This window comes from Variovorax sp. P4_D9 (assembly GCF_056401695.1).
In genome coordinates, this window is the sequence record NZ_JBFUIU010000005.1 from 1 (window position 1) to 11,709 (window position 11,709).

The 11,709-nt window shown below is 66.1% G+C and carries 11 protein-coding genes; 6 read left to right on the plus strand and 5 right to left on the minus strand.

Annotated features, from left to right (window positions below; translation table 11 throughout):
• A partial coding sequence (locus AC1DY5_RS01105) for an extracellular solute-binding protein (RefSeq protein WP_478107535.1) occupies positions 1-745 on the minus strand: 745 nt, incomplete at its 3' end.
• A gap of 185 nt (positions 746-930) precedes the next feature.
• On the opposite strand from AC1DY5_RS01105, the gene serA reads away from it, so the two are divergent.
• The gene (gene serA, locus AC1DY5_RS01110) at positions 931-2,160 is read left to right on the plus strand and encodes a phosphoglycerate dehydrogenase (protein ID WP_478107537.1); all 1,230 of its coding nucleotides are present in this window, start codon (positions 931-933) and stop codon (positions 2,158-2,160) included.
• A 398-nt stretch (positions 2,161-2,558) separates the two neighbouring features.
• Positions 2,559-5,267, plus strand: coding sequence for a hypothetical protein (locus tag AC1DY5_RS01115; RefSeq protein ID WP_478107539.1), 2,709 nt, complete (start codon positions 2,559-2,561; stop codon positions 5,265-5,267).
• Positions 5,268-5,307: 40 nt separating this feature from the next.
• On the opposite strand, the gene AC1DY5_RS01120 is transcribed toward AC1DY5_RS01115, so the two are convergent.
• Entirely contained in the window at positions 5,308-6,012 is a 705-nt protein-coding gene (locus tag AC1DY5_RS01120) for a nucleotidyltransferase family protein (protein WP_478107610.1), read from the minus strand.
• Between the two features lie 14 nt (positions 6,013-6,026).
• Positions 6,027-6,416 (minus strand): S-adenosylmethionine decarboxylase family protein, encoded by a 390-nt coding sequence (locus AC1DY5_RS01125; RefSeq protein WP_478107541.1) that lies wholly within the window; start codon positions 6,414-6,416, stop codon positions 6,027-6,029.
• Between the two features lie 106 nt (positions 6,417-6,522).
• On the opposite strand from AC1DY5_RS01125, the gene tkt reads away from it, so the two are divergent.
• Positions 6,523-8,574, plus strand: a complete 2,052-nt coding sequence (gene tkt / locus AC1DY5_RS01130) for a transketolase (RefSeq protein WP_478107543.1) — start codon at positions 6,523-6,525, stop codon at positions 8,572-8,574.
• A 41-nt stretch (positions 8,575-8,615) separates the two neighbouring features.
• Positions 8,616-9,617 (plus strand): type I glyceraldehyde-3-phosphate dehydrogenase, encoded by a 1,002-nt coding sequence (gene gap, locus AC1DY5_RS01135; protein ID WP_478107545.1) that lies wholly within the window; start codon positions 8,616-8,618, stop codon positions 9,615-9,617.
• 66 nt (positions 9,618-9,683) lie between these two features.
• Here gap and AC1DY5_RS01140 read toward each other — a convergent pair whose 3' ends face one another.
• Together AC1DY5_RS01140 and AC1DY5_RS01145 are read right to left on the minus strand one after the other, a co-directional pair.
• Positions 9,684-9,992, minus strand: coding sequence for a putative quinol monooxygenase (locus tag AC1DY5_RS01140; RefSeq protein ID WP_478107547.1), 309 nt, complete (start codon positions 9,990-9,992; stop codon positions 9,684-9,686).
• 81 nt (positions 9,993-10,073) lie between these two features.
• Positions 10,074-10,484 carry a VOC family protein gene (locus tag AC1DY5_RS01145; RefSeq protein WP_478107549.1) on the minus strand — a complete coding sequence of 137 codons (411 nt, stop codon included), beginning with the start codon at positions 10,482-10,484 and terminating at the stop codon, positions 10,074-10,076.
• Positions 10,485-10,600: 116 nt separating this feature from the next.
• Between AC1DY5_RS01145 and AC1DY5_RS01150 the strand changes: the two genes are divergently transcribed.
• Both AC1DY5_RS01150 and AC1DY5_RS01155 read left to right on the plus strand, forming a co-directional pair.
• Positions 10,601-11,275 (plus strand): TetR/AcrR family transcriptional regulator, encoded by a 675-nt coding sequence (locus AC1DY5_RS01150; RefSeq protein ID WP_478107551.1) that lies wholly within the window; start codon positions 10,601-10,603, stop codon positions 11,273-11,275.
• An 80-nt stretch (positions 11,276-11,355) separates the two neighbouring features.
• The gene (locus AC1DY5_RS01155; RefSeq protein ID WP_478107553.1) at positions 11,356-11,703 is read left to right on the plus strand and encodes an FHA domain-containing protein; all 348 of its coding nucleotides are present in this window, start codon (positions 11,356-11,358) and stop codon (positions 11,701-11,703) included.
• Positions 11,704-11,709 lie beyond the last annotated feature (6 nt).

Here is an 11,709-nt window from a genome sequence, read left to right on the forward strand (position 1 = left end):
CCTTGTAGATGAACAGGCCCTGCTTGGCCATGCTTGCGAGGTTCTCGACGTGGCGCTGGTGCAGCGGCGAATTGACCTTCAGGCGCGTGTCCAGACCGGACAGGCCGTTGTTCTTGGTCGCGAACTCGACGTTGTGCCAGGCCGAGAAGCTCTCGAGCTGGGTCCAGTTCTGCCAGGCTGTCGTGAACGGGCATTTGTGGCCGCTGGCCTTGAGCTTGGCCGCGGCGGCGACCACCTCAGGCCAGGTGGCGGGCGCCTGGTCGGTCGGCAGGCCGGCCGCCTTGAAGGCGTCCTTGTTGAAATAGAAGATGGTGGTCGAGCTGTTGAACGGGAAGCTCAGCATCTGGCCGTTGGGCGCGGTGTAGTAGCCGGCCACCGCGGGAATGTAGGCGCTCGGGTCGAACTTCTCGCCGGCGTCCTTCATGACCTGGCCGACCGGCACGATTGCGCCCTTGCTGGCCATCATGGTCGCGGTGCCGACTTCGAAGACCTGCAGGATGTGCGGCGCGTTGCCGGCCCGGAAGGCGGCGATGGCCGCCGTCATGGATTCGTCGTACTGACCCTTGTAGGTCGGCACGATCTTGTAGTCCTTCTGGCTCTCGTTGAACTGCCTGGCCAGGTCGTTGACCCATTCGCCGTTGACGGCGGTCATGGAATGCCACCACTGGATCTCGGTCTGTGCCAACGCGGATGTGGAAAGCGTTGCGGCCAGCGCCGATGCCATGGCGAGCGTCTTGAATCGCATGAAGACTCCTGAGGGGGAAATGAAAGCGCGGATGCTAGGTCGCGCGTATGACACGACAGCGTCACATATTCTTTGCGCGCGACGAAGTGTCCACCAACCGGGGAAACCCTTTTGGTGCGCCGCGGCGGGCACGGCTTGCTGCGGCGCACCATGCTAGCATCGTCTATCGACTTTCTGGCCCCGGAATGAGCAAGACTTCACTCGACAAAAGCAAGATCAAGTTCCTCCTGCTCGAGGGCATCCATCCTTCGGCGGTGGAGGTGCTGCGGGCCGCGGGCTACAGCAACGTCGAATCGCTTCCGGGTGCCTTGCCGGATGCCGAACTCAAGGCGCGGATCGCCGACGTGCATTTCATCGGGATCCGCTCGCGCACGCAGCTGACGGACGAGGTGTTCGCCGAGGCGCACAAGCTGGTGGCGGTGGGGTGCTTCTGCATCGGCACCAACCAGGTCGACCTGGAGGCTGCGCGGGAGCACGGAGTGGTGGTCTTCAACGCCCCCTATTCGAATACCCGCTCGGTGGCCGAACTGGTACTGGCCGAGGCCATCCTGCTGCTGCGCGGCGTGCCCGAGAAGAGTGCGGTCGCGCACCGGGGTGGCTGGCTCAAGTCTGCCGACAACGCCTTCGAGATCCGCGGCAAGACCCTGGGCATCGTGGGCTACGGCTCGATCGGCGCTCAACTCTCGGTGCTGGCCGAGGCGCTCGGCATGAATGTCTGCTTCTTCGACGTGGTCACCAAGCTTCCGCTCGGCAATGCGCGCCAGGTGCGCCTGTTGCCCGAACTGCTGGCGCAGAGCGACATCGTGAGCCTGCACGTGCCCGAGACCCAGGCCACCCAGTGGATGATCGGCGCTGCCGAGATCGCGGCCATGAAGCCCGGCGCGATCCTGATCAATGCATCGCGCGGCACCGTGGTCGAGATCGAGCCGCTGGCCGAGGCCCTGAAGGCGAAGAAACTGCTTGGCGCGGCGATCGACGTCTTCCCGGTCGAGCCGCGCAACAACAAGGACGAGTTCCAGTCGCCGCTGCGCGGACTCGACAACGTGATCCTGACCCCGCACATCGGCGGCTCCACCATGGAGGCACAGGCCAACATCGGTCTCGAGGTGGCTGAGAAGCTGGTCAAGTACAGCGACAACGGCACCTCGACCTCGTCGGTCAACTTTCCCGAGGTGGCGCTGCCGGCGCATCCGGGCAAGCATCGGCTGCTGCATGTGCATCGCAACGTCCCGGGCGTGCTGTCGGAGATCAACCGGATCTTCTCGGACAACCACATCAACATCGCCTCGCAGTTCCTGCAGACCGACGAGAAAGTGGGCTATGTGGTGACCGACATCGATGCCGCCTCGTCCGACCTGGCACTCGAGAAGCTGGCCAAGGTGCCCGGAACGATCCGCAGCCGCGTGCTGTTCTAGGGACAGTTCACCCTATTTCCGGGGATCGCGTTGCCGGAAATAGGGTGAACAGGCCCCGGCCATCGCAGCGTGGTCGGCGGGCGCTTCAGCCGTTCGCTGCTTTTCCCGTCTCCAAACCCCTTCATGGCGCTCCGCCGAGCGTCCGACGTTGCGTATCGCATGAATGCGGACCGTCCTTTTTGTGAATGTCTGTAAGGCCGCCATGGTCTTCTGACCGACGTTGGCAACGGTTTGGTTGCATATATCGCCCGTTGTCTATGACAAAAGGCTTAGTTCTCGGCCGAAAGGAGGAGAGAAGTAACCCGATGTGCCTGAACAAAATGTAGGAAAAATCTGACGGCACCTGTTGCGTTGACATGCTTAAGCCTGAAAAATCATGTCAATTGGAGGAATCAAGTGTGAAAGTAATATCAAAGTTCTCCTGCCTCGTGTTGCTGGCGATCCTGGCCGGCTGCGGTGGTGGAAGCTCGGGCAGCGCATTGGGCGGTGCCTCGGGTGTGGGTACGACGGCCGATACCGCAACGGCGGCCAAGTCCGACGAAAATGCATCGGCGATCGACGCCGCGACCGGAACCAAGCAAGCCGCCGTGCAGAAGCTCGACGCGAGCTGGATCAGCATCGCGACCGAAGGCCAGACGTTCACGGTCCCCAGCGGCACCGTTGTCCAGTACGGTTCGGGCGATTCGTGGGTTCAGAAGACCGTCAGCGGCGCTGGGACCTGTAGCAACGCCTTCTTCGGCAGCGATCCGATCCCTTTCGTGGCCAAGGGATGCTTTGCCCAGACCGGCTCGACCGGCGGCAGCACGACCACCTTGGTGGCGAATGAAGGGGCTTCGTTCACCGTCGCCACGGCCACCACCGTGCAGTACGGGGTCGGCTCGAACTGGGTCACGAAGACGGTGACGGGCACTGCGACCTGCAGCAACGCCTATTTCGGCCAGGATCCGGCGCCTGGCGTCGTGAAGGCCTGCTATTCGGTGGGTTCGTCGACGGGCGGCACCAGCCCCACCGCGCCGGCCAGCGGCACGCGTCTGGCGGGCGAGGGAGAGACCTTCTCGGTCGCCAGCGCGACCACTGTCCAGTTCGGCGCCAACTCGAGCTGGGTCCAGAAATCGGTGTCCGGCACTGCGACCTGCAGCGTTGCATACTTCGGCTCGGATCCCGCTCCCTTCGTCCTGAAGGCCTGCTACTCGCTCGGGAGTTCGACAGACACCGGCACGACCACCCCTCCGCCGTCGACCGGCGGCGGTACCACTCCGGTCGGCAGCGACATCGTCGATGGCTCGCTCAACGTCGTGGCCTCGTCGTACAAGTCGATGGCTTCGCAACTGAGCAAGGACGCCGGCATCGCCTACCGCTACGGTCCTGACGCCGCCTCGTACGGCGTGGGCAACGGCGGCATCTCGACGCTGTTCGCCAACGACAAGGCCACGATGCTGGTTTCGCCCACGCGCACGGTGCCGAACTACTGGCAGATCGGGGGCCCGCCCTCGGCCAGTGCCGGCGCCTATTCGAGCAACCAGGCCAACATGGTGTTCGTGGCCGACACCCCGGGCACGGCAGCCGGCACGGGCGGCCTGGGCGTCGCCGACTTCCAGGTGTCGGGCTACATATACAACACGTTCGCGCAACTGCCGCAGCTGAGCTGGACGCGCACCATGTACTCCTACCCCGGCGGCGGCCTCGACAGCATCAACGTGATGAACTACAAGGCCTCCGGCCWGGTCAACGGCGACCCGATCGCCGTCGGYCGCTGCACCGGCCGCGCCGGCTTCTGCAACGAGAGCCTGGTGGTGTTCCAGAACGGCGTCATCGGCACCGCGGGCAGCAACACGGCGAGCAACAACGCCACCGTCAAGCTGCCGGCCGACAAGGTGCCCACCGGCATCGCCTTGACCAACAACAGCGAGTTCGCGCTGGTCACGGTCTGGGACACGACCGCCCTCAAGGGCCAGGTCGCGGTGGTCGCGCTGGCCGGCCTGTGCGASGGCTGCGATCCGTTCGACGCCTCGGCGCATACCAAGAACGGCGTCAACTACAGCGCCTGGTACGACTWCTGGMACGAGTGGGGCGCCCCGTACCCCGGCCTGATGAACGTGGGCGACATCGCGTACATGAAGATCCTGGGCTATGTCGACCTGCCGGGCATCACGGCGCCGACCGAGATCGCGGTCACCACGGGCATGGACCAGTGGSRGACSATGTTCSCCAACGGCRYCTTCGTCGGCTGGSASACGCCGCTGACCAGCCAGACCAACCGCCAGAGCTTCCTGAGCGGCGGCAGCAACTACAGCAAGTACGCCAAGGGCGGCGTGGCGGTGGTGATCTCCAAGTCGGAGCAGAAGGCGGCCTTCATCGACCTGAAGCCCTTGTTCACGTACGTCAACARCGTYTACTTCGRAGGCGACCAGGSCACCTTCAACTCGCGCATGGGTACCCTCGCGCAGGCCGACGGCTGGCCCTACACCTTCACGCAGCAGCCCTCGCAGGTGCCGACGGTCGTGAAGACGGTGTCGCTGGGCGCCAAGCCGACGGCGGTGAAGACCACGGTGCTCGAGACGCCGGCGCGGGCCTGGATCGCGACGCAGGACGGCACGCTGCACATCTACAGCCTGGATGGCTACGCCAACGGCGGCTCTGCCCCGGCGCCTTCGGCGAGCGCCTTCACCGAGGTGGGCACGGTCGCGAACGTCGGCCGCAACCCGACCTCGATCGCAACCTCCAAGGGCGAGCCGAGCGGCARTTCGGCGACCCAGGTGCTGGTGARCTCGCGCGGCGACCGCAAGGTCTCGTGGGTRCGCTTCGCGTCCAACGGCAACAGCGGCAGCATCGTGCGCACCCTGCAGGACACGCGCATGGTCGACCCGATCGCCGTGGAAGACGCCGACAACTTCGCCAATSCGGGCTATGTGCTGAACGTGGCCGACTACGCGGGCAGGGCGGTGCGCAGCTACCGCTACGGGCCGGTGAKCTTCTCGGACGGGGGCGCCTGCCCGGCGCCCAATGGCTGCCCGGTGACGCCGACCAACGGCATCGGCATCGAGTACGGCGGCGCCATGGCCCTGCCCGGCAAGCCCTACCAGCTCCGCACGGCCAACGTGCCCTGAGCCGGCAGCGACGCGTCGCAACCCCACGAAACGGCCCGCATCACGCGGGCCGTTTTTCTTCATTCAGCGCCGCGAGGCGTTCCGGCGTCCCGACATCGGTCCACTGTCCCGCATAGAGCTCGGCGCTGATGGCGCCTGCGGCCATGGCGGCACGCAACAGCAGCGCCAGGGCCGCCTTCGTTCCGCCGGCGTTGCCCGGCGGTATCGTGCAGAACGGCGGAGCGAACAGGTCGGCCCGGTACAGCGCTATGGTCGAGAAAGTGTGTTTTCGCGCCGACTCCGCCAAAGCGCTGCCGTCGGCGGCGATGCCGAAATCCCCCCGGGGGTGGTGCGGCGGGTTCGGCACCAGCCACAGGTGGGCGAGCCGGCCCCCGGCCGCGAAGCGCTCCACCGCCTGCTGCGTGAACGCGAAATCCGGCGCGAACACATCGCCCGCCACCGCCCAGAACACCTCGCCCAGCGCCGGCAGCGCGCGCACGATGCCGCCCGCGGTCTCGAGCGCGCCGCCGAAATCGAGGCCCTCGTGCGAATAGTGGAGCGTCGACGCACCGTGCCGGGCGCCGAAGCGGGCCTCGACCTGCTCGCCCAGCCAGGCCGTATTGACGACCACATCGGTGAAGCCGCCGGCCGCGAGCGCCTCGAGCGGCCATTGCATCAGCGGCTTGCCATGGACCTCCAGCAGCGGCTTGGGCGTGCGGTCGGTCAGCGGCCGCATCCGTTCGCCCCGGCCGGCGGCCAGGATCATGGCCTTGACGCCGCTCATGCGGAAACCGCGCCGATCTCGCCGCGCTGCAGGCGGTGCCGATGCGCATGGCCTGCCATGAACAGACTTTCGAGCGCTGCCATCAACTGCTCGGCCTTGGCCGAGTGATCGGCGCCGAAGTTGCAGACATAGACATCCACCGTCACGCCGCGCCGTTCCGGCCAGGTGTGGACGCACAGGTGCGATTCGGCCAGCAGGACGGCGGCCGTGACGCCGCCGGCGCCCTCCGGCGTCGCCGGGAAGGCATGGAACAGCCGGCCGACGACCTGCAAGCCGGCGGCTTCGGCGCGCGCCACGCAGGCGGCGCCGAGGGTGTCGGGCTCGACCAGCCAGCGCCGGTCGCAGCGGCAGTCGAGTAAGTCGGCGGTGAGGTGGAGACCCTGCATGGAGCGGCACTCTAGCAGCCCCTCCCGGCATCACGTCGGGGCCCTTCCACCCCGCCCGTTAAAATACCGGGTTACCCCCTAACTTGCCCCCCAGAAAGAGCCACAGATGGCCAACCAAGCCTTGATGGCCAACGCGATCCGCGCGTTGGCAATGGATGCCGTTCAACTCGCCAACTCGGGGCATCCCGGTGCCCCGATGGGCATGGCCGACATGGCGGTTGCGCTGTGGGGCGATCATCTGAGGCACAACCCGGTCAATCCGCACTGGTTCGACCGCGATCGCTTCGTGCTGTCGAACGGCCACGCCTCGATGTTGATCTATTCGGTGCTGCACCTGACGGGTTATGCTCTCCCGATCGAGGAGCTCAAGCGCTTCCGCCAACTGCACAGCAAGACCGCCGGCCATCCCGAAACCGGCATCACGCCCGGCGTCGAGACCACCACCGGTCCGCTGGGCCAGGGCATCACCAATGCGGTCGGTTTCGCGCTGGCCGAGAAACTGCTCGCGGCCGAGTTCAACCGCAAGGGCCACGAAATCGTCGACCACAACACCTACGCCTTCCTCGGCGATGGCTGCCTGATGGAAGGCATCAGCCATGAGGCCGCGGCGCTGGCCGGCGCCTGGAAGCTGGGCAAGCTGATCGCGCTCTACGACGACAACGGCATCTCGATCGACGGCCCGGTCAAGCCCTGGTTCATCGACAACACCGAGGAGCGCTTCAAGGCCTACGGCTGGCACGTGATCGGCCCGATCGACGGCCACGATGCCAAGGATGTGTCGAATGCCATCGAGAAGGCGAAGAAGAACTCCGACCGGCCGACCCTCATCATCTGCAAGACCCAGATCGGCAAGGGCAGCCCGAACCGTGTCAACACCGCCAAGGCGCACGGCGAGCCGCTGGGCGCCGACGAGATCGGCCTCACCCGCAGCGCGCTGCAGTGGACGCATTCGCCGTTCGAACTGCCGACCGCGGCCTACGAGGAATGGGACGCCAAGGCCGCCGGCGCCAAGAACGAAGCCGCCTGGAACGACAAGTTCGCGGCCTATTTGGAAGCCTTCCCGGACCTGGCGGCCGAGTTCACCCGCCGCATGAAGGGCGAACTGCCGAAGAACTTCCACCAGACCGCCTTCGATACGGTGGTAGCGGCCCACACCAAGGCCGAGACCGTGGCGTCGCGCAAGGCCTCCCAGCTGGCGCTCGAAGCCTTCACCGCGTCGCTGCCCGAACTGCTCGGCGGCAGCGCCGACCTGACCGGCTCGAACCTCACCAACACCAAGAGCACGCCGAGCCTGCGCTTCGACGACCACGGCGCCGTGGTCCGCAGCGAAGGCAACGAGCAGTTCCCCGACGGCCTGCTTGGCCGCCACATCAACTACGGCGTGCGCGAGTTCGGCATGGCGGCCATCATGAACGGCGTCGCCCTGCATGGCGGCTTCATTCCCTACGGCGGCACTTTCCTGACCTTCAGTGACTACAGCCGCAACGCGATCCGCATGGCGGCGCTGATGAAGCAGCGCGTGGTCCACGTCTTCACGCACGACTCCATCGGCCTTGGCGAAGATGGCCCGACCCACCAGTCGATCGAGCACGCGGCCTCGCTGCGGCTTATCCCGAACCTCGATGTCTGGCGTCCCGGCGACACCGCCGAAACCGCCGTGGCCTGGGCCGTCGCGCTGCAGAACGCCGACCGCCCGACCGCGCTGCTGCTGTCGCGCCAGAACTTGCCCTATTCGCCGAAGAAGGACCTGAGCGACATCAGCAAGGGCGCCTACGTGCTGTCCGAGCCCGACGCCGTCGGCCTCAAGAACAAGAAGGTCAAGGCGGTCATCATCGCCACCGGCTCCGAGGTGCAACTGGCGCTGCGCGCCCAGGAACTGCTGGCGGCGAAGAAGATCGGCGTGCGCGTCGTCTCCATGCCTTCCACCACCACCTTCGACCGCCAGGACGTGGTCTACAAGAAGAGCGTGCTGCCCAAGGGCACGCCGCGCATCGCGGTCGAGATGGGCTGCACCGACGGCTGGTGGAAGTACGGCGTTGCGGCCGTCGTCGGCATCGACACCTACGGCGAGTCGGCCCCCGCCGGCGTGCTGGTCAAGCATTTCGGATTCACGGCAGAGAACGTCGCTGCCACGGTCGAAGCGGCGCTCGCGCGCTGAAGGTCGCCTTCCCAGTTTTCAACCATCCAGGAGCATCAGACATGGCTATCAAACTCGGCATCAACGGTTTCGGTCGCATCGGGCGCAACGTGCTGCGCGCGGCGGTGCAGAACTTCAAGAACGACATCGAGATCGTCGCGATCAACGACCTGCTCGAGCCCGACTACCTGGCCTACATGCTCCAGTACGACTCGGTGCACGGCCGCTTCCAGGGCGAGATCACGGTCGATGGCAACACGCTGGTCGTCAACGGCAAGAAGATCCGCCTGACGCAGGAGCGCGATCCGTCCAAGCTCAACTGGAGCGACGTCGGCGCCGACATTGTGCTCGAATCCACCGGCCTGTTCCTGACCAAGGACACGGCGCAGAAGCACATCGATGCCGGCGCCAAGAAGGTGCTGCTGTCGGCCCCCAGCAAGGACGACACGCCGATGTTCGTCTACGGCGTGAACGACAAGAAGTACGCCGGCGAGGCCATCATCAGCAACGCCAGCTGCACCACCAACTGCCTGGCGCCGCTGGCCAAGGTGCTGAACGACAAGTGGGGCATCAAGCGCGGCCTGATGACCACGGTGCACGCCGCCACCGCGACCCAGAAGACCGTCGATGGCCCGAGCAACAAGGACTGGCGCGGCGGCCGCGGCATCCTCGAGAACATCATCCCGTCGAGCACCGGCGCTGCCAAGGCCGTGGGCGTGGTGATCCCCGAGCTCAACAAAAAGCTCACGGGCATGAGCTTCCGCGTGCCGACCTCCGACGTCTCGGTGGTCGACCTCACGGTCGAACTGGTCAAGGAAGCCACCTACAAGGAAATTTGCGCCGAGATGAAGGCGCAGAGCGAAGGTGCGCTCAAGGGCGTGCTCGGCTACACCGAGGACAAGGTGGTCGCCACCGACTTCCGCGGCGATCCGCGCACCTCGATCTTCGACGCCGAGGCCGGCATCGCGCTCGATGGCACCTTCGTCAAGCTGGTGAGCTGGTACGACAACGAATGGGGCTACTCGAACAAGTGCCTCGAGATGGTTCGGGTGATGGCGAAGTAAGCCTGCGCCACGCCATGAAAAAACGCGCCCGAGGGCGCGTTTTTCTTTGGCGGACCGGGCCCGCGCTCAGACGGGTTCGAGCACGTGGATCAGCCGGGTCTCGGTCCAATCCTTCACCTTGGCACCGTAGGCGGCCATGTGAGGCGCCGCGGCATGCGCCTGCAGGTCGGCCAGGGTTTCCCACTTCTCGATGACGACGAAGGTGTCGGCGCCGAAGGTGCCGCGCGAGGCCGGCATGCCTGCGGCGTCGATGGTCGCGGTGTACTCGATGCAGCCTTTCTCGGCCAGCACGGCGGGCCGGTTGGCCCGGTAGGCCTCGAGGATCAGATCGCGTTGGCCGGGCTTGGCCGTGATGACGGCGACGACGTGAATCATGTGCGGATGCTCCTTCGTTGGAATGAACCGTCGAATTTAAGAGCAAAGCGCGACGCGCGCCTGTCGCCGGCGCATCCCCGGTCAGCGCGTCAGTACCATCCACAGCACGCCGAAGCGGTCGGTCACCATGCCAAAGGCCGGCGAGAAGAAGGTCTTACCCAGCGGCATCTGGACCTGGCCGCCCTCGCCGACGGCGGCGAACAGACGCTTTGCCTCGGCCTCGTCCGCGGCCAGCAGCGACAGCGCGAAGCCCTGGAAGTTAGGCTGGCCACTGGCGCGGCCGTCGGAAGCCATCACCGTGGTCTCGCCGATGGTGAAGCTCGCGTGCATCACCTTGTCGTCGGAGCCGGGCGGGCACATGTCCGGGCGCGGCGGCTCGGGGCTGTCCTTGAAGCGCATCAGGTCGACGATCTTGGCGCCGATCGTCTTGCCGTAGAACGCGAGCGCTTCCTCGCAGCGGCCTTCGAAGAAGAGGTAGGGCTGGACTTGCATGGCGTTTCCTTTCGTTGAAGGAGGGAGGGATCCGGATGCCGGTCATGGCGCCCGGGGCGTTGCAATTCCTTCATGGACTATTTGTGTACAACGTCCACAAAACAATAGCAGAGATAATGGACGCTGTCCACATGAAGGAATCGATGCGTTCGCAGACCACCTCCAGCCCGCCGGCGCGCAGCACCTACCGCCATGGCGACCTGCGGCGTGCGCTGCTGGAAGCCGGCGTCGAACTGGCGCGGGCCGGCGGCCCCGAGGCGGTGGTGCTGCGCGAGGCGACGCGGCGCGCGGGCGTGGTTCCAAATGCCGCCTATCGGCATTTCGCGAGCCGGCTGGCCTTGCTGCACGCGGTGCGTGCCGCCGCCCTGTCGGCGGTGGCGAGGGCCATGGAGCAAGAACTCGCGAGTGTGGATAGCACGCGCGACCCGCTGGCGCAGGCCCGTGCGAGCGTACGTGCCGTGGGCACCGGCTACCTGCGTTTCGCGCAGGCCGAGATCGGCCTGTTCCGCACCGCCTTCGCAACCCCTGTCGATGTCGACGACGCGCCGGCCGAGGCCAAGGGCGGCGACAGCGGCCTCGATCCCTTCGAACTCCTGGGCGCGTCGCTCGACCGCCTGGTCGAAGCCGGCGGCATGGCGCCCGAGCGACGTCCGGGCGCCGAGTTCCTCGCGTGGTCGGCGGTCCACGGCCTGGCCCTGCTGATCATCGAGGGCCCTTTGCGCGGCCTGCCCGCAGCGCAGGCCGATGCATTGGGGCAGCGCTTGCTGGACATGGTCGAAAAGGGACTATGACAAACAGGCTGTAACCGTACAAAGCTTGTACTTTGGTTTCTGTGCGGCTACCTTCGGACGCCCAACGAGAGCGTCCGCCAATGGCAATGCTTATCCTCATGACCCCTACCGGCCAGACCACCCAGGTGCCGGTGTCGGAGCCCGGCATGACCATCGGCCGGGCCGAGCACAACCATGTGGTGCTGGCCTCTCCGCGGGTCAGCCGCTTCCACGCCAGGTTGAGCACCGAAGGGCCGCTGGTGATCCTGCACGACCTGGGCAGCCGCAACGGCACCTTCGTGAATGGCAAGCGGGTCGAGACGCAGGTGTTAGTCAATGGGGACAACATCGACATCGCCGGCTACTGGATACGCTTCCTGGCGCCAGAGCAGGAAGTGATCGCCGATGAAAGCGTGCGCCTGATGAGCATGCGCGGCGGCGTGGACTGAATCCCG